The 17,998-nt window shown below is 64.3% G+C and carries 20 protein-coding genes; 15 read left to right on the top strand and 5 right to left on the bottom strand.

From position 1 onward, the window contains the following. Positions 1–54 precede the first annotated feature (54 nt). From C8C99_RS16480 to C8C99_RS16490, 3 genes are all read right to left on the bottom strand, one after another. Entirely contained in the window at positions 55–765 is a 711-nt protein-coding gene (locus C8C99_RS16480) for a winged helix-turn-helix domain-containing protein (RefSeq protein ID WP_108626344.1), read from the bottom strand. Between the two features lie 9 nt (positions 766–774). Further along, positions 775–1,410, bottom strand: coding sequence for a MarC family protein (locus C8C99_RS16485; protein WP_015012174.1), 636 nt, complete (start codon positions 1,408–1,410; stop codon positions 775–777). 179 nt (positions 1,411–1,589) lie between these two features. Beyond that, positions 1,590–2,336, bottom strand: a complete 747-nt coding sequence (locus C8C99_RS16490; RefSeq protein ID WP_108626345.1) for an SDR family oxidoreductase — start codon at positions 2,334–2,336, stop codon at positions 1,590–1,592. A 122-nt stretch (positions 2,337–2,458) separates the two neighbouring features. Here C8C99_RS16490 and C8C99_RS16495 point away from each other — a divergent pair, with 122 nt between their 5' ends. Beyond that, positions 2,459–3,148 (top strand): dienelactone hydrolase family protein, encoded by a 690-nt coding sequence (locus C8C99_RS16495; RefSeq protein ID WP_108626346.1) that lies wholly within the window; start codon positions 2,459–2,461, stop codon positions 3,146–3,148. Between the two features lie 107 nt (positions 3,149–3,255). Next, the gene (locus C8C99_RS16500) at positions 3,256–4,116 is read left to right on the top strand and encodes an amidohydrolase family protein (RefSeq protein WP_108626347.1); all 861 of its coding nucleotides are present in this window, start codon (positions 3,256–3,258) and stop codon (positions 4,114–4,116) included. 187 nt (positions 4,117–4,303) lie between these two features. Here the strand turns inward: C8C99_RS16500 and C8C99_RS16505 are convergent, their stop codons facing one another. After that, a complete protein-coding gene (locus C8C99_RS16505) occupies positions 4,304–5,545 on the bottom strand; it encodes a magnesium transporter CorA family protein (RefSeq protein ID WP_199226441.1) in 1,242 nt (413 codons plus the stop codon). Positions 5,546–5,603: 58 nt separating this feature from the next. Further along, positions 5,604–6,611, bottom strand: coding sequence for a porphobilinogen synthase (gene hemB, locus C8C99_RS16510; RefSeq protein ID WP_108626349.1), 1,008 nt, complete (start codon positions 6,609–6,611; stop codon positions 5,604–5,606). Between the two features lie 321 nt (positions 6,612–6,932). Here hemB and C8C99_RS16515 point away from each other — a divergent pair, with 321 nt between their 5' ends. The 13 genes from C8C99_RS16515 to rplW all read left to right on the top strand — a co-directional run bounded on the left by C8C99_RS16515 (position 6,933) and on the right by rplW (position 17,998). Further along, positions 6,933–7,361, top strand: a complete 429-nt coding sequence (locus tag C8C99_RS16515) for a CopD family protein (RefSeq protein ID WP_015012180.1) — start codon at positions 6,933–6,935, stop codon at positions 7,359–7,361. Positions 7,362–7,379: 18 nt separating this feature from the next. Beyond that, positions 7,380–8,483 carry a VanZ family protein gene (locus C8C99_RS16520; RefSeq protein WP_108626350.1) on the top strand — a complete coding sequence of 368 codons (1,104 nt, stop codon included), beginning with the start codon at positions 7,380–7,382 and terminating at the stop codon, positions 8,481–8,483. A gap of 98 nt (positions 8,484–8,581) precedes the next feature. Beyond that, a complete protein-coding gene (locus tag C8C99_RS16525; RefSeq protein WP_015012182.1) occupies positions 8,582–8,941 on the top strand; it encodes a ferredoxin in 360 nt (119 codons plus the stop codon). 87 nt (positions 8,942–9,028) lie between these two features. Next, positions 9,029–9,679, top strand: a complete 651-nt coding sequence (locus C8C99_RS16530; RefSeq protein ID WP_108626351.1) for an alpha/beta hydrolase — start codon at positions 9,029–9,031, stop codon at positions 9,677–9,679. A gap of 97 nt (positions 9,680–9,776) precedes the next feature. Next, positions 9,777–10,946, top strand: a complete 1,170-nt coding sequence (locus C8C99_RS16535) for a D-alanyl-D-alanine carboxypeptidase family protein (protein WP_056642989.1) — start codon at positions 9,777–9,779, stop codon at positions 10,944–10,946. 265 nt (positions 10,947–11,211) lie between these two features. Beyond that, positions 11,212–11,589, top strand: a complete 378-nt coding sequence (gene rpsL, locus C8C99_RS16540; RefSeq protein WP_015012185.1) for a 30S ribosomal protein S12 — start codon at positions 11,212–11,214, stop codon at positions 11,587–11,589. Between the two features lie 174 nt (positions 11,590–11,763). Next, positions 11,764–12,237, top strand: a complete 474-nt coding sequence (gene rpsG, locus C8C99_RS16545) for a 30S ribosomal protein S7 (RefSeq protein ID WP_005798541.1) — start codon at positions 11,764–11,766, stop codon at positions 12,235–12,237. Between the two features lie 148 nt (positions 12,238–12,385). Further along, positions 12,386–14,488, top strand: a complete 2,103-nt coding sequence (gene fusA, locus C8C99_RS16550) for an elongation factor G (protein ID WP_056642986.1) — start codon at positions 12,386–12,388, stop codon at positions 14,486–14,488. Between the two features lie 142 nt (positions 14,489–14,630). Then, on the top strand, positions 14,631–15,821 hold the full coding sequence (gene tuf, locus C8C99_RS16555) for an elongation factor Tu (protein WP_056642984.1): 1,191 nt from the start codon (positions 14,631–14,633) through the stop codon (positions 15,819–15,821). Positions 15,822–15,847: 26 nt separating this feature from the next. Beyond that, positions 15,848–16,159 carry a 30S ribosomal protein S10 gene (gene rpsJ / locus C8C99_RS16560; RefSeq protein ID WP_005796953.1) on the top strand — a complete coding sequence of 104 codons (312 nt, stop codon included), beginning with the start codon at positions 15,848–15,850 and terminating at the stop codon, positions 16,157–16,159. 233 nt (positions 16,160–16,392) lie between these two features. Then, the gene (rplC, locus tag C8C99_RS16565) at positions 16,393–17,067 is read left to right on the top strand and encodes a 50S ribosomal protein L3 (RefSeq protein ID WP_056642809.1); all 675 of its coding nucleotides are present in this window, start codon (positions 16,393–16,395) and stop codon (positions 17,065–17,067) included. Continuing rightward, on the top strand, positions 17,067–17,687 hold the full coding sequence (rplD, locus tag C8C99_RS16570) for a 50S ribosomal protein L4 (protein ID WP_008906425.1): 621 nt from the start codon (positions 17,067–17,069) through the stop codon (positions 17,685–17,687). Before rplC ends, rplD begins: the two co-directional genes overlap by 1 nt. Further along, a complete protein-coding gene (rplW, locus tag C8C99_RS16575; protein ID WP_007847815.1) occupies positions 17,684–17,998 on the top strand; it encodes a 50S ribosomal protein L23 in 315 nt (104 codons plus the stop codon). The genes rplD and rplW overlap by 4 nt, the downstream gene beginning before the upstream one ends.

The raw sequence follows: 17,998 nt of genomic DNA on the forward strand, positions 1-17,998 counted from the left end.
CAAAAACAATAGCTGCCAGCGCTTGATAGATATGCGCCGGCGGCCAATTGGGCTTCAGATGTCCAGGCAATACCCCATGCCCCGGTGCGTGCTGATGTACTCGCGCGCCGGGTCCACTTCGCGCAGCTTGGCGCGCAGGGTCTTGATGTGGGTGTCCACCGTGCGGTCGGTGCTGTCGCTGTCGTCGCCCCAGGCGGCGGCCAGCAGCGCGTCGCGCGAATGGATGCGGCCTGCGCCGCGCAGCAGGTGGGATAGGAGGCGGTATTCGCGCCGGGTCAGCGGCAGTGCCTGGCCGCGCAGGCTGATGCGTTGGCCGGCTTCGTCGTCGTGGAACAGTGCGGCGGCATTGGCGGCGGGCGCTGTCGGGTGGCCGTTGCCATTTCCGTTCCCGTGGCCTGCGCGGCGCAGCAGCGCCTTCACGCGGGCGGCCAGCTCGCGGGGGCTGAAGGGTTTGGTCAGGTAATCATCCGCGCCCAGCTCCAGGCCCAGCACACGGTCGATCTCCTCCCCGTGGGCGCTGAGCATCAGCACGGGCAGGGCGGCGGTAGGCGGTGCATTGCGCACATCGCGCAGCAGATCCAGGCCGCTGCCGTCGGGCAGGCCCACGTCCAGCACCAGCAGGTCAAAACGCGTGCGCTGCAGCTGCTGGCGCGCGTCATGCACCAGCAGGCTGTGCGTGACGGTCAGACCGTCGCGCTCCAGCGCATAGGCCACGGTGCGGGCGATGGCGGGGTCGTCTTCGAGCAGCAGCAGGCGGGCGGACATGGGGGGGAGTCAGCGGGCGATCAACACCGGGAAAATCTTGCCCAGCCCGTCCGCCATCACCTCCACGGCCAGTGCGGCCAGGATCAGGCCCATGAGCCGGGTCATCACATTGATGCCGGTCTTGCCCAGCACGCGCGCAATCGGGTCGGCCAGCGCAAAACACACGGCCGTGGCCAGCGCGATGACCACGCCGTAGCCCACCAGCGCCAGCGTCTGCCACACGCCCTGCGCGCGGTCGGCGTAGATCACCACGGTGGACATGCTGGCGGGGCCCGTGAGCAGCGGGATGGTGAGCGGCACCACGGCGATGCTGCTGCCGGCGGCGGCTTTCTCTGCCCCTTCTTCAAACTCGTTGGTGCTGGGCTTGGCCTCGGCGGGCTGGGCGTTGAGCATGTTCATCGCGCTGATGAGCAGCAGCATGCCGCCGCCCACCTGAAAGCTCTGCAGCGAGATGTTGAAGAAGTCGAGGATCTGCAGGCCCAGCAATGCGCAGGCGGCAATCACGCAGAACACGCTGAAGCTGGCCACCTGGATGGTGCGGCGTCGCTGCGGGTACGAGAAGCCCTGGGTGTAGTGGATGAAGAACGGCACGATGGCCAGCGGGTTCACGATGGCCAGCAGGGTGATCAGGGGTTTGAGGTCCATCAGGGCGCTCCCAGGGGCAGGTGGGCAGGGTGGTTCTTCGGGGTGCTCAGGCCAACGGCCGATGAGGGTGGCGCAGCCCGGGCTGTGCGCGAGTATGCGGTGTTTTCTGCACCGTTTGGGGGTTGGGCATGCTGCGCTGCAGCGTGCCCGCCATGGGTGGCGCCAAGCCTTCCGTGCCCCTAACGCCCGCCCGACACATCCATCAAGGTGGCGGTGGTGTAGCTCGCTGCGGGCGACATCAGCCAGACGATGGCCTCGGCCACTTCGTCGGCCGTGCCACCGCGCAACATGGGCACTTGGTGCGAGAGGTCGCGCACGCGGTCGGGCAGGCCGCCGCTGGCGTGGATGTCGGTCTCGATCAGGCCCGGGCGCACGGCGTTCACGCGGATGCCCTCGGCGGCCACCTCGCGCGCCAGGCCGATGGTGAAGGTGTCGATGGCGCCCTTGGCCGCCGCGTAGTCCACATACTGGTGGGCCGAGCCCAGGCGCGAGGCGGCGCTGGACACGTTGACGATGGCCCCGCCGCTGCCGCCATGGCGCGTGCTCATGCGCCGCACGGCCTCGCGAGCGCAGACGATGCTGCCGATCACGTTGGTATCGAACATGCGGCGCAGGCGCTCGGTGCTCATTGCGTCCACCCGGGCGGTCACGTCCACCACCCCGGCGTTGTTGACCAGGGCGCTGATGCGGCCCAGCTGGGTGTCCACCGCCTGGAACATGGCCAGGATCTCGGCTTCGCTCGCCACGTCACCCTGCACCGCGATGGCGGTGCCGCCGTCTGCACGGATGGCATCGACCACGCCCTGCGCGGCGGCCTCGTTGGTGAGGTAGTTGACGGCCACGGCCCAGCCATGTTTTGCGGCCAGCCGTGCGGTGGCGGCGCCAATGCCCCGGCTGGCGCCGGTGATTAGTGCGATCTTCTCCATGGGGTGGGGTCTCCTGCAAGAATGGCGCATTGGAACAGGTTCTGCGGCCCGCCGCGCAGCGTCCTGGCCGACATCGCGGCCCATTCGCGCACCATATTTACCAAAGCAAAGGAGCATTCAGCATGGGACAGTTTGTTGATCTGACATCGAGTGACGGTTTTGTGGCCCCCGCCTGGGTCGCCAAGCCCGAAGGCCCCCCCCGTGGCGCCGTGGTGGTGCTGCAAGAGATTTTTGGCGTGAACTCGCACATCCGTTCGGTGGCTGACCGCTACGCCGCCAGCGGCTACCTGGCCGTGGCGCCGTCCACCTTCCACCGCGTCAAGCAGGGCGTGGAGCTGGGCTACACCGGTGACGACATGCAGGCTGGCATGGGCCTGAAGGCTGCCGTCGAGGCCCTGCCCGCGCCGGGCGTGATGCCCGACATCCAGGCCGCCATCGACTACGCCGCGCAGCAAAGCGGCGGCAAGGTGGGCATCGTGGGCTACTGCTGGGGCGGCCTGCTGACCTGGCGCTCGGCCTGCCAGCTGCAGGGCCTGTCGGCCGCTGTGCCGTACTACGGCGGCGGCGTGACCACGCCGGAAGAAGTGGCCCGCACCCCCAAGGTGCCGGTGCTGGCCCACTTTGGCGAGCGCGACCACTGGATCCCGCTCGACAGCGTGCAGGCCTTCGGCAAGGCCCACCCGGAGGTCGAAGTGCATGTGTACGCCGCCGACCACGGCTTCAATTGCGACCAGCGCGGCAGCTACGACGAGGCCGCCGCCAACACGGCCCGCGAGCGCACCCTGGCCTTTTTTGCCAAGCACCTGGGCTGAGACCGCCCCAGTGACCGCGACACGATAGCGAACGACCAACAGGGGTGAGCATGGCGGATTTCAGGCGTTTTCGGCCCCAAGCGCTAGTCCGTCATGCGCTGGCAGCTATGGGTTTGATAGCGTTGTGCGCTGCCGCCCACGCGGCCGACTACACCGGCCCCCTGTTCGACGCCCACCTGCACTACAACGAGGAAGCCTGGGATGGCAGAGCGGGCCCGCACCCACCCGCCGATGTGCTGGCGCGCATGAAGGCCAGCGGTGTGCGCGCCATCGTGGCCAACTCGCGGCCCAATGCCGGGTCGCTCACCCTGGCCGGCCTGCCGCAGACCCGCGAGGCCGGCGTGACGGTGGTGCCGTTTGTGCGGCTGTACCGCAACCGCGCCGACTACACCGGCTGGTTTGCCGACGACACCATCTACGACATGGTGCAGACCGAACTGGGCCGGGGCACACCGGCCGGCCCGTACCGGGGCCTGGGCGAATTCCACCTGTACGACAGCGCCAATGCCAACGGCCCGGTGGCCAAAAAGCTCATGGCCCTGGCCGAGCAGCGGGACCTGGTGGTGCTGGCCCATGTGGACGACACCGCCATCGACCTGCTGATGGCCAACACCCCGTCCAAGGGCCAGAAGGCCCGGCTGATCTGGGCCCACACCGGCATCGGCGGCACGCCGGTGGAGCGGGTGGACGCCCTGATGGCGCGCTACCCGGGCCTGGTGGGCGAACTCTCGTACCGCCCCGGCCTGGTGTGCGACGACAACCAGCTGTGCCCCGCCTGGCGCGCGCTGCTGCTCAAGTACCCCACGCGCTTCGTGATCGGCTCGGACACCTGGGTCAACCAGCGCTGGCAACACTACGAAAGCCTGATGCAGGGCTACCGCCAGTGGCTGGGCCGCCTGCCCGCCGATGTGGCCCGCAAGGTGGCGTGGGACAACGCGGCGGGGCTGTTTGGGGTGGCCAGGCCGTGAGTGGGCCATCGCTGGGGCATTGAGGCTTGTGCCCTGGCTGCCTTCTAGCTGGCAGCCGTTGAAACCGGCGCTGCCCCTACCAGCGACCGCCGTGCAAGGGCCGCCCCGCCGCACTGGCGGTGTCCCCCTTCCCGAATCGCTAGCGAGTCGAGAGAAGGGGGAAGGCGCGCAGCGCCTCAGGGGGTTGTCACCGCGTCCTGGCCAGATACCGCTTGCGCCAGAACAGCAGCACCAGGGCCACCGCGATGAACACCATCGACCCCATGGCCCACCAGAAGCCATCGGCCTTGTGCACCAGCGGAATGAACTCGAAGTTCATCCCGAAAATGCCCGCGATCAGGTTCAGCGGCAAAAACACGGCCGTGAGTGCCGTGAGGGTGCGCATGATGTCGTTGGTGCGGTTGCTCTGCACCGAGAAGTGCATCTGCACGGCGGTTTCGGTGCTCTGCTCCAGGCGCCTCACGTGGTGCACCACGCGCTCGATGTGCTCCAGCACGTCGCGGCTGCGCACCTTGAGCAGGTCCAGCTCCCGCAGGCCGGTGGGGGTGTCGGGCAAGGCCCAGGTTTCCAGCGCGTCGATCCAGTCTTGCACGGCGGTGCGCTGGTCTTCGCAGATCTCGTCGAGCATGTGCAGCGACAGGCGCGCTTCGAGCAGCGAGGTCCAGTTCACGTACCGCGCGCGGGGCTTGAGCAGCTCGGTCTGCCAGTGGTCCAGCTGGCGGGTGAGCTCGCGGCGCAGGTCCAGGTAGCCGTCCACCATCTGGTTGACCACGCGCAGCATCAGGTCGGCCGGGCTGGTGGGCAGGCGCGAGCCCGAGATGGGGCTGCTGCGGCCTTCGCCCATGCCGGGGCCCGCGTGGGCGTTGCCGTGGGCAGCATGGCTGGCGGTGGCGTTGGTGCCATTGCTATTGCCATTGCCATTGGCCGGGGTGGCCGCCAGCAACCGTGTGGCGTAGGCATCGCGCACTGCGCAGTCGGTGGGGTGCACGGTCAGCAGCAGTTGGTCGAACACCGCAAACCCCACGGGGCTGGTGTCGATGCGCCGCAGCACGGGCGGGCCGCTGCGTTTGGCGGGGGCGTTGGGGTTGTCGGGCTCGGCCGCCGCGGCCGGTGCAGCGGGGGCTGCAGGCGCAGGCTGTCCAGGCGCTGCAGCGTCGCTGTGCACCGTGGCCAGGCGGCGGAACACCAGCAGGTCGTACTGCGAGGTGTAGTCGTAGTGCGAGGGCAACTGCGCGTTGAGCAGGTCGGACACATGCAGGTCCACCAGCTGCAGCCCGATCAGCGCCTGCAGGCGGCCCTGGATCTCGGCCAGCCGCGCCTGGAAGGCCGGGCGGGCGCAGGCCACCCAGAGAAAGCCCTGCGCCGGCATCTGGGCAGGCAGGGCGGTGAGCTCCTGCACGCCGCTGCTGTGGATGTGAAAGATGCGCATGGACACCGTTTTCAGTCAAAAGCGCCGGTAGCGCTAGTGGAATATGCGCTGACAGCTATTATTTTTGCAGCTTGCGTGCCACGTCGCGCGCAAAGTAGGTCAGCACGCCGTCGGCGCCGGCGCGCTTGAAGGCCAGCAGGCTTTCCATCATCACGGCGTCGTGGTCCAGCCAGCCGTTGGCGGCCGCGGCCTTGATCATGGCGTACTCGCCGCTCACCTGGTAGGCGAAGGTGGGCACCTTGAACTCGTCCTTCACGCGGCGCACGATATCGAGGTAGGGCATGCCGGGTTTCACCATCACCATGTCGGCGCCTTCGGCGATGTCGATGGCCACTTCGCGCAGGGCCTCGTCGCTGTTGCCGGGGTCCATCTGGTACACGTTCTTGTCGGCCTTGCCCAGGGCACCGCGCGTGCCCACCGCGTCGCGGAAGGGGCCGTAGAAGGCACTGGCGTACTTGGCGCTGTAGGCCATGATGCGGGTGTGGATGTGGCCCTGCACTTCCAGCGCCTCGCGGATGGCGCCGATGCGGCCGTCCATCATGTCGCTGGGCGCGACGATGTCCACGCCCGCCTCGGCATGCGTGAGCGCCTGGCCGGTGAGGATCTCCACCGTTTCGTCATTGATGATGTAGCCGGTCTCGTCCAGCACGCCGTCCTGGCCGTGGCTGGTGTAGGGGTCCAGCGCCACGTCGGTCATCACGCCCAGGTCGGGGAATTCCTTCTTCAGCGCCCGCACCACGCGCGGGATCAGGCCGTCGGGGTTCAGGGCTTCCTTGCCGTCCGGCGTTTTGAGCGACGGGTCAATTGCCGGGAACAGCGCCAGCACCGGGATGCCCAGCTTCACGCAGTCCTCGGCCACGGGTAGCAGCAGGTCCAAGCTCAGGCGGTCCACGCCGGGCATGGAGGTCACGGACTCGCTGCGGTTGGTGCCCTCGTGCACGAACACGGGGTAGATCAGGTCGTCGGCGGTGACCACGTTCTCGCGCACCAGGCGGCGGGTGAAGGCATCGCGGCGCAGGCGGCGGGGGCGGTTCTGGGGGAAGGGGGCAGGGCTTTGGAGGTGCATCACCAGATTATGAAGCCCTCCCTGCGGCGCCGTGCATTGACGCGCGAGGGCGGCGCAGCCCGCTGAACCGGTCAAGCCGAACCCCCGGTGGCACTGGCAGGCGGCGGGGGTTGGCGCTCCGGCGCGCTGTGGAAAAGCCGCTTGTAACCGCCCAGGCCCAGTGCTAGATTGGGGCCGGGCGGCTTGCCGCCCCCCGCTTTTCCTCCCTGAGCGGGACCTGGGCTGCAGCGATGCGGCACAGGCTTTCCCGGCCCGGCGGATCTGCCGGGCTTTTTTTTGGGGTTGACCCGTCAGAGCGGCGTAGGCCCGTAAACTGCCCCCATGCTCTGGGTCAAAGCCTTTCACATCGTTTTCGTGGCCAGCTGGTTTGCGGGCCTGTTCTATTTGCCGCGCATCTTCGTCAATCTGGCGATGGTGGCGCCCGGCTCGGCCGCCGAGCGCGACCGCCTGCTGCTCATGGCGCGCAAGCTGATGCGCTTTACCACCCTGCTGGCCGTGCCCGCCATTGCGCTGGGGCTGTGGCTGTGGCTGGGCTACGGCATTGGCCGGGGCCCGGGCAATGGCTGGATGCATGCCAAGCTGGCCGTGGTGGTGCTGGTCATCGGCTACCACCACGCGTGCAGCGTGCTGCTGCGCAAGCTGGCCGACGGCACCAGCCGCCGCAGCCATGTGTGGTTCCGCTGGTTCAACGAAGCGCCGGTGCTGCTGCTGCTGGTGGCCGTGGTGCTGGTGGTGGTCAAGCCCTTCTGACGGAGACGCAGAGGGCGCATGCACAAAACCTCTGCCTGGCCGCTCGCGCTGACGTACACGGCGCTTATCGTTTTTGCCAGCCTGTTCCCGTTTGACGGGTGGCGCGAACAGGGCATCGACCCCCTGGTCTTTTTGTTTGCACGGATCCCCCCGCCTTACTGGACGGGGTTTGACGTGGTGACCAACATCGTGGGTTACGCGCCCCTGGGCTTCTTGTTGGTGCTGGGCCTGTTGCGATCGGGCTGGCGGCGTGTGCTGTGGGCGGTGGCGCTGGCCACGCTGGTGGGCACGCTGCTGTCGCTGTGCATGGAGTTTTTGCAGATCTACCTGCCCCGGCGTGTGCCCTCCAACCTGGACCTGGCGCTCAACGCGCTGGGCACGCTGGCCGGTGCGCTCAGTGCCGCACTGCTGGAGCGGCTGGGGGCGCTGGACCGCTGGAGCAACTTCAGGGCGCGCTGGTTTGTGTCCGACGCTTCGGGGGCCATGGTGCTGCTGGCGCTGTGGCCGCTGGCGCTGCTGTTTCCGGCCGCCGTGCCGTTTGGCCTGGGCCAGGTGCTGGAACGGCTGGAAGCCGCGCTCATTGACCTGCTGGCCGACACCCCGTTTCTGGACTGGCTGCCCCTGCGCGAGACTGAGCTCGATCCCTTGTCGCCCAGTGGCGAACTGCTGTGCGTCACCCTGGGGCTGCTCATCCCCTGTCTGCTGGGCTACTGTGTGATCCGCCAGATGGGGCGGCGCGCGCTGTTTGCGCTGGCGGTGGTCGGGGTGGGGGTTGTCCTGACCGCTCTGTCCGCCGCGCTGAGCTGGGGCCCCGTGCACGCCTGGGAGTGGATGGACCTGCCCGTGCGCGTGGGCGTGTGGGCGGCGCTGGCGCTGGCGCTGCTGATGCTGGCCCTTCCGCGCCGGGCTTGCGCCGCCGTGTTGCTGCTGGCGCTGACCTGGCACCTGGCACTGCTGAACCAGGCGCCCACCAGCGCCTACTTTGCCCAGACCCTGCAGATCTGGGAGCAGGGCCGCTTCATCCGCTTTTACGGCCTGGGCCAGTGGCTGGGCTGGCTGTGGCCCTACCTGGCGCTGCTGTATGTGGTGTTTCGGGTGTCGCGCAGAGAGAGTGCCGCCTGAGTCGCAGGGCGATGGCCCCTTGCGTTCTGTGTGTCCGCGCAGGGGTTTGGGGCTGCGCTCCGCCCGCTCTGGCAGGCGGGGGTCCTTAAAATGCAGGGATGAGCGACACCCCTTCCGCACCGGCCGCAGCGCCCGGTTACTACCAGCGCCACATCTTCTTCTGCCTCAATGAGCGCACCAACGGGGAAGACAGTTGCGCCCACCACAACGCGCAGGCGGGTTTTGACCGCTGCAAAGCCCAGGTCAAGGCCGCCGGGCTGGCGGGTGCCGGCAAGGTCCGTGTGAACAAGGCCGGTTGCCTGGACCGCTGCGCGGGCGGCCCTGTGGCCGTGGTCTACCCCGAAGGCACCTGGTACACCTATGTGGACGCGGCGGACATCGACGAAATCGTCGAATCGCACCTCAAGAACGGCCAGGTGGTGGAACGCCTGGTCACGCCAGCGGAACTTGGCCGCTGAGCGAGGCTCCATCCCTGTCTTGGAACGATTTTGGCAGCAGGCGCTAGTGGATCATGCCCCTGCTGCTATTGATTGAGTAGCAAATCCGTGAATGCCCAGACCGAACGCCTGACCCTGTCCGGCCCCGCAGGCGCCATCGAGGCCGTGCGCGACAGCGCCGCCCTGGCCGATGGCGCGGCGCCCCGTGGCGTCGCCATCATTGCCCACCCCCACCCGCTGTTTGGCGGCACCATGGACAACAAGGTGGTGCAGACCCTGGCGCGTGCGTTTGTGCAGTGTGGCTGGACGGCGGTGCGCTTCAACTTTCGCGGCGTGGGCGCCACGGCTGGCGTGCACGACGAAGGCCGGGGCGAGTTGCAAGACCTGCTGGCGGTGGTGGCGCAGGTGGCGCCCGCCGCCGAGGGGCAACCCCTGGCGCTGGCGGGGTTTTCCTTCGGGGCGTTTGTCACCAGCCATGCCCTGGAGGCCCTCTGGCCCACGCAGCGCGTGGAAAAGGCCGTGCTGGTCGGCACGGCCGCCAGCCGCTTCACGGTGGCCCCGGTGCCGCCCGACGCCCACCTGCGCACGCTGGTCGTGCACGGCGAGCAGGACGACACCGTGCCGCTGTCGGCCGTGATGGACTGGGCCCGGCCCCAGATACTGCCTGTCACAGTCGTCCCCGCGGGGGGGCATTTCTTTCACGGACAATTGCCGCTTCTGAAGAATCTGGTGGTCCGCCACCTGCAATCGGGCGCCTGAGGGGCGCCGCCCGGACTGGCTGCGGCCGTCCGCTGTCCTCCCTCTTCCGCCTTTTCCCCCACCCCTTTTTCGAGCCTTTTCAGCCCCCTCCTGCCCCATGAAACGAATCCTGTCTGCGTTGCGATCCCTGGCCGTCTTTGCTGCGGTGGCCCCGGCTGCCTTTGGCGCCTTTGCCCAGGCACCCCAGCCGCCTGAAATCGCCGCGCGCACCTATCTGCTGGTGGACGTCACCGCCAACCAGGTGCTGGCCGCCAAGGACATCGACGCGCCAGTGGAGCAGGCCTCGCTCACCAAGCTCATGACGGGCTATCTGGTGTTTGACGCGCTGCGCTCCAAGAAGATCGCGCTGGACCAGAAGCTGCCCGTGAGCGTGCGCGCCTGGAAGATGCCCGGCTCGCGCATGTTCATCGACCCCAAGATGCAGGTGCCGGTCGAAGACCTCATCAAGGGCATGATCGTGCAGTCTGGCAACGACGCCACCATGGCCCTGGCCGAAGGCGTGGGTGGCACGGCCGAGAACTTCGTCAAGCTCATGAACGACCAGGCGCAGGCGCTGGGCATGAAGGGCACGAGCTACAAGAACCCCGAAGGCCTGACCGAGCCCGGCCACACCACCACGGCCCGCGACCTCTCCGTGCTGGCCATGCGGCTGATGAAGGACTTCCCGGAGTACATGCACTATTACTCCACTAAGCAGTACAGCTACCCTGGCACCCCGGCATCGAATGGCAGCAACCGCAATTCGCTGTTGTTCCGTGACCCCACGGTGGACGGCCTCAAGACCGGCCACACCGCCGCTGCAGGCTACTGCCTGGTGGCCACGTCCAAGCGTGAATTCCCCGGTGTGGGCCAGCGCCGCCTGCTGTCCATCGTGCTGGGTGCCGCGAGCGAAAACGCGCGCGCGAACGAAAGTCAGAAGCTGCTGAACTGGGGCTACACCGCGTTCGAGGCGGTCAAGCTGTTTGACGCGGGCAAGCCCGTGGCGACCCCTGCCGTCTGGAAGGGCAAGGACAGCGTGCTGAAGATTGGCCGCGAAGAAGCCATCGTGGTCGCCGTGCCCGCAGGCAGCGCCGGAAAGATCACCACCCAGATCGCCCGCCCCGATCCGCTGGTCGCGCCCTACACCAAGGGCCAGGCCATCGGCACCCTCAAGGTCATGCTGGGCGACCAGTCCATCGGCGAAGTGCCCCTGGTGGCGCTGGAGGCGGTGGAGCAGGCCGGCATCCTGGGCCGCGCTTGGGACGCCATCCGCCTCTGGATCAAGTAACGCTGGGTTGCAGAAGTGAAGGGGCTACTTCTGAAACCATAGCTGGCTGCGCAGGTCTGGCAGGTGCCGGGTCTGGTTTTGGCCTCCTTTTGGCGGCCAGCGCCTGCTAGTCATCGCGGCCGCAGCAAGTGCCCTTGGTCGCCACAAGCCGCAGCAGGCTTGCCTTTCGGGGGGCATCCTGCTACATTAGAAGGCTTTTCGGAATTTCCGAAGGGATTCACGTTTTCGCTTTCACGAAGCAAATTCACGTTTAGGGACGTATTTCATGCCAACCATTAATCAACTGGTCCGTCAGGGGCGCGAGGTCGAAAAGACCAAGTCCAAGAGCCCTGCGATGGAAAACTCTCCACAGCGCCGTGGCGTGTGCACCCGTGTGTACACCACGACGCCTAAGAAGCCTAACTCCGCTCTGCGTAAGGTCGCCAAGGTGCGCCTGACCAACGGTTTTGAGGTGATCTCCTACATCGGCGGTGAAGGCCACAACCTGCAAGAACACAGCGTGGTGCTGGTTCGCGGCGGTCGTGTCAAGGACTTGCCTGGTGTGCGTTACCACATCGTGCGTGGTTCGCTGGACTTGCAAGGCGTGAAAGACCGCAAGCAAGCCCGCTCCAAGTACGGTGCGAAGAAGCCAAAGGCCAAGTAAGCCCTGGCCTTCTGGTCTGAAAAATTTTCGGTGCTGTTTTTCCGCGTGGCGCGGAGTTGCAGCGTAGTGACCCCAAACGCAGGTGTTCTGCGCGGGTCGAGTAAGTGGGAGTCCAGAGATTGGCTCTCGCGGTGTCTGAAAAGATGCCAACTGAAGCAAAGATAGAGGTAAAAAATGCCACGTCGTCGCGAAGTCCCCAAACGTGAAATCCTGCCGGATCCCAAGTTCGGCAATGTAGAGCTGTCCAAATTCATGAACGTGATCATGGAAGGCGGCAAAAAGGCTGTTGCAGAACGCATCATTTACGGTGCCCTGGAACTGATCGAGAAGAAGCACCCCGATAAGGACCCTCTGGAAGCCTTCACCGTTGCCATCAACAACGTGAAGCCCATGGTGGAAGTGAAGTCCCGCCGCGTCGGCGGTGCCAACTACCAGGTGCCCGTGGAAGTGCGTCCTGTCCGTCGTCTGGCCCTGTCCATGCGTTGGATCAAGGAAGCCGCCCGCAAGCGTGGTGAAAAGTCGATGGCCCAACGCCTGGCCAACGAACTGCTGGAAGCCACCGAAGGCCGTGGCGGCGCCATGAAGAAGCGTGACGAAGTGCACCGCATGGCCGAAGCTAACAAGGCATTCAGCCACTTCCGCTTCTAAAACGCGGATTTGCCCTGATATAGGCCCAAGGCTGCTGGCGTTTTGCCTGCAGCCTTGTGTCGATTTCAGGCAGTCACAAAATTGACGGGCTTTCTTGCCAGTATGGCTGCCCGACACCCTCTCCAATACGACCCATCAAGGATCCACCATGGCTCGCAATACCCCCATCGAGCGCTACCGCAATATCGGTATCTCGGCCCACATTGACGCTGGCAAGACCACGACCACCGAACGTATCCTGTTCTACACGGGCGTGAGCCACAAGATTGGTGAAGTGCACGATGGTGCTGCCACCATGGACTGGATGGAGCAAGAGCAAGAGCGCGGCATCACGATCACCTCGGCTGCCACGACCTGTTTCTGGAAGGGTATGGACAATACCTATCCCGAGCACCGCTTCAACATCATCGACACCCCCGGCCACGTGGACTTCACGATTGAAGTGGAGCGTTCTATGCGCGTGCTCGACGGCGCCTGCATGGTGTACTGCGCCGTGGGTGGCGTGCAGCCTCAGTCGGAAACCGTCTGGCGCCAGGCCAACAAGTACAAGGTGCCTCGTCTGGCCTTTGTGAACAAGATGGACCGCACTGGTGCCAACTTCTTCAAGGTCTACGACCAGATGAAGCTGCGCCTGAAGGCCAACCCTGTGCCCGTCGTGATTCCGATCGGCGCAGAAGACACGTTCACTGGCGTGGTGGACCTGCTGAAGATGAAGGCCATCATCTGGGACGAAGCTTCCCAGGGCATGAAGTTCAGCTACGAAGACATCCCGGCCAACTTGGTGGAATCTGCCAAGGAATGGCGCGAGAAGATGGTGGAGGCTGCGGCCGAAGCCTCTGAAGAGCTGATGAACAAGTACCTGGAAGAGGGCGACCTTTCCGAAACCGAAATCAAGCTCGGCCTGCGTACGCGCACGATCGCTACAGAAATCCATCCGATGCTGTGCGGTACCGCGTTCAAGAACAAGGGCGTGCAGCGCATGCTGGATGCTGTGATCGACTACCTGCCTGCGCCGACGGATATTCCTGACGTGACCGGTACCGACGACGACGAGAATCCAGTCACCCGCAAGGCGGATGACGGCGAGAAGTTCTCTGCGCTCGCATTCAAGCTGATGACCGACCCGTTCGTGGGCCAGTTGACCTTCGTGCGCGTGTACTCCGGCGTGCTGACCAAGGGCGATACCGTCTACAACCCCATCAAGGGCAAGAAAGAGCGTATCGGCCGTATCGTGCAGATGCATGCCAACGAGCGCCAGGAAGTCGAAGAAATTCGCGCCGGCGACATCGCTGCCTGCGTGGGCCTGAAGGAAGTGACCACGGGCGAAACCCTGTGCGACGTGAACTCGCAGATCATTCTCGAGCGCATGATTTTCCCTGAGCCTGTGATTTCGCAAGCTGTGGAACCCAAGACCAAGGCTGACCAGGAAAAGATGGGTATCGCACTGCAGCGTCTGGCTGCCGAAGATCCATCCTTCCGCGTGAAGACCGACGAAGAATCCGGCCAGACCATCATCTCCGGCATGGGCGAGCTCCACCTCGAAATCATCGTGGACCGCATGAAGCGCGAATTCGGCGTGGAAGCCAATGTGGGCAAGCCCCAAGTGGCTTACCGCGAAACCATCCGCAAGACGGTGGAAGAAGCCGAAGGCAAGTTCGTGCGCCAGTCCGGTGGTAAGGGCCAGTACGGTCACGTCGTGCTCAAGATCGAACCCAACGAAGCCGGCAAGGGCATCGAGTTCGTCGACGCGATCAAGGGCGGTGTGGTTCCTCGCGAATTCATCCCGGCCGTGGAAAAGGGTATCAACGAAGCCGTCACGCAAGGCGTGCTGGCCGGCTACCCCGTGGTCGACGTCAAAGTCACGCTGCACTTCGGTTCGTACCACGATGTGGACTCGAACGAACTGGCGTTCAAGATGGCTGCCATCTTCGGCTTCAAGGAAGGCTGCAAGAAGGCCGGTCCGGTCATTCTGGAACCCATGATGGCCGTGGAAGTGGAAACGCCTGAAGACTACGCCGGTAACGTGATGGGCGACCTGTCCAGCCGTCGCGGCATGGTGCAGGGCATGGATGACATCCCAGGCGGTGGCAAGGCCATCCGCGCTGAAGTGCCGCTGTCGGAAATGTTCGGCTACTCCACGACCCTGCGTTCCGCAACGCAAGGCCGCGCTACGTACTCGATGGAATTCAAGCACTACAGCGAAGCACCTCGCAACGTGTCTGAAGCCATCATGGCAGCACGCGCCAAATAAGTAAGCACTTCGCCCGGGCCTTTCTGGTCCGGGCTTTGTTTTGTCTGCGATCCGGTGCCACTCTGTCCCCTGTGCGGAGTGAATCAGCAACCAGATGCAGACGTAAAACCACTACACAGGGATTGCTCTTTGGAGAATTGAAATGGCAAAAGGTAAGTTTGAACGCACCAAGCCCCACGTCAACGTGGGCACGATCGGCCACGTGGACCATGGCAAGACGACGCTGACGGCAGCGATTGCCACGGTGCTGTCCGCCAAGTTCGGCGGCGAAGCCAAGGCCTACGACCAGATCGACGCTGCGCCCGAAGAAAAGGCCCGCGGTATCACGATCAACACCGCTCACGTGGAATACGAAACGGCCAACCGCCACTACGCCCACGTGGACTGCCCCGGCCACGCCGACTATGTGAAGAACATGATCACCGGCGCTGCCCAGATGGACGGCGCTATCCTGGTGTGCTCGGCCGCTGACGGCCCCATGCCCCAGACCCGCGAACACATCCTGCTGGCCCGTCAAGTGGGCGTGCCTTACATCATCGTGTTCCTGAACAAGTGCGACATGGTGGACGACGAAGAACTGCTGGAACTCGTCGAAATGGAAGTGCGCGAACTCCTGGACAAGTACGACTTCCCAGGCGACGACACCCCCATCATCCGTGGTTCTGCCAAGCTCGCCCTGGAAGGCGACAAGGGCAAGCTGGGTGAAGAAGCCATCATGAAGCTGGCCGAAGCCCTGGACACCTACATCCCCACGCCAGAGCGCGCTGTGGACGGTGCCTTCCTGATGCCCGTGGAAGACGTGTTCTCCATCTCCGGCCGTGGTACCGTGGTGACCGGTCGCGTGGAACGCGGCATCATCAAGGTCGGCGAAGAAATCGAAATCGTGGGTATCCGCGACACGCAAAAGACCATCTGCACCGGCGTGGAAATGTTCCGCAAGCTGCTGGATCAAGGCCAAGCTGGCGACAACGTCGGCCTGCTGCTGCGCGGCACCAAGCGTGAAGACGTGGAACGCGGCCAAGTGCTGTGCAAGCCCGGCTCGATCAAGCCCCACACCCACTTCACGGCTGAGGTGTATGTGCTGAGCAAGGACGAAGGCGGCCGCCACACTCCTTTCTTCAACAACTACCGTCCCCAGTTCTACTTCCGCACGACCGACGTGACTGGCGCCATCGAGCTGCCAGCCGACAAGGAAATGGTCATGCCTGGTGACAACGTGTCGATCACTGTGAAGCTGATCAACCCCATCGCCATGGAAGAAGGTCTGCGCTTCGCTATCCGCGAAGGCGGCCGTACCGTGGGCGCTGGCGTCGTGGCCAAGATCATTGCTTAATTCACAAGCAGAACAAGGAACTTGCCATGTCCAAGCAAAAAATCCGCATCCGTCTGAAGGCGTTTGACTACAAGCTGATCGACCAGTCCGCTGCTGAGATCGTTGACACCGCCAAGCGCACCGGCGCCATCGTCAAGGGCCCCGTGCCCCTGCCTACGCGCATGAAGCGTTTTGACATCCTGCGTTCGCCGCACGTCAACAAGACCAGCCGCGACCAGCTCGAAATCCGCACGCACCAGCGTCTGATGGACATCGTGGACCCTACGGACAAGACCGTGGACGCCCTGATGAAGCTCGACCTGCCAGCCGGCGTGGACGTCGAAATCAAGCTGCAGTGATGCAGCAACGGCTGCTGTGAGGCGGGCTTGCCCGTCTTGCAGTGCCTGAAAATAACGCGAACTTGCTTGAAAAAGCAGTTCGCGTTATACTTTAGGGCTTCGCTCGATTTTCGCCTGTCAAACGGCGCGTATCGGTGAAGTTTTATTAACCTTCTTTCATGCACGCAAGCGAGAGTTTGCGGAAACGCTGCAGCCAATTGAAGTTGTGGCGGTGAGAGTTTTGGAGAAAACCAATGAGTCTGAGCAACTCCCTCGGGTTGCTGGGTCGCAAAGTGGGCATGATGCGTCTGTTCACCGATGATGGGGACGCAGTGCCTGTCACGGTGGTGGATGTGTCCAACAACCGCGTTACCCAGATCAAAACCCAAGAGAATGATGGCTACGTGGCCCTGCAGGTCACGTTCGGTTCGCGCAAAGCATCGCGCGTGACCAAGCCAGAAGCCGGCCACCTTGCCAAGGCAGGTGTGGAAGCCGGTGAAATCATCCAAGAATTCCGCGTGACCGCTGAAACCGCCGGCAAGTATGCCGCTGGTGCCGCTGTGCCCGTGGCGGATGTGTTTGCCGTGGGCCAAAAGGTCGACGTGCAAGGTACTTCGATCGGTAAGGGCTACGCCGGCACCATCAAGCGCCACAACATGAGCTCGCAGCGCGCGTCGCACGGTAACAGCCGTTCGCACAACGTGCCTGGCTCGATCGGTATGGCACAAGACCCAGGTCGCGTGTTCCCCGGCAAGCGCATGACGGGCCACCTCGGCGATGTCACCAAGACCACGCAAAACCTCGATGTCATCCGCATCGACGAAGCGCGTCAACTGCTCTTGATCAAGGGCGCTATTCCGGGCTCCAAGGGTGGGTTCGTGACGGTGCGTCCAGCGATCAAGGCCAAAGCCTCCAAAGGAGCGAACTAATGCAGCTCGAACTCCTGAATGACCAAGGCCAAGGCGCATCCAAGCTGGATGTTCCCGAAACCGTGTTCGGTCGTGAATACAACGAAGATCTGGTCCACCAGATCGTGGTGGCCTACCAGGCCAACGCACGCCAAGGCACTCGCGCCCAGAAGGACCGCGAGCAAGTCCGTCACTCGACCAAGAAGCCTTTCAAGCAAAAGGGTACGGGTAACGCACGTGCAGGTATGACTTCCTCGCCACTGTGGCGCGGGGGCGGTCGGATTTTCCCGAACATGCCTGACGAAAATTTCACGCAGAAGATCAACAAGAAGATGTACCGCGCCGGTATGTCTGCCATCTTGTCGCAGCTGGCCCGCGAAGGTCGTCTGGCTGTGGTCGACTCGCTGAAGCTTGACTCCCCCAAGACCAAGGTCCTGGCCGACAAGTTCAAGGCGATGAACCTGCAATCGGTGATGGTGATTGCCGACGAAGTGGACGAAAACCTGTACCTGGCTTCGCGCAATCTGGTGAACGTGCTCGTCGTTGAGCCCCGTTATGCCGATCCCGTGTCGCTGGTGCGTTTCAAGAAAGTGCTCGTCACCAAGGGTGCAATCGACAAACTCAAGGAGATGTTCGCATGAGCACACTCAAGTTTGACGAAGGTCGTCTGATGCAAGTGCTGGTCGCTCCCATCGTGTCCGAAAAGGCCACCATGGTTGCCGAGAAGTCCAATGCAGTGACGTTCAAGGTGCTGCAGAACGCTACCAAGCCCGAAATCAAGGCCGCTGTGGAATTGATGTTCAAGGTGGAAGTCAAGGGCGTTTCTGTGGTGAACACCAAAGGCAAGACCAAGCGTTTCGGCAAGACTGTCGGCCGCCGCGACAATGTTCGCAAGGCATACGTCACGCTGCAGCCAGGTCAAGAGCTGAACCTCTCCGGGGAGGCCGCGTAA

Origin of the sequence: Acidovorax sp. 107, from assembly GCF_003058055.1 — a bacterium.
In the GTDB taxonomy this organism is placed as follows: Bacteria; Pseudomonadota; Gammaproteobacteria; order Burkholderiales; family Burkholderiaceae_C; genus Acidovorax.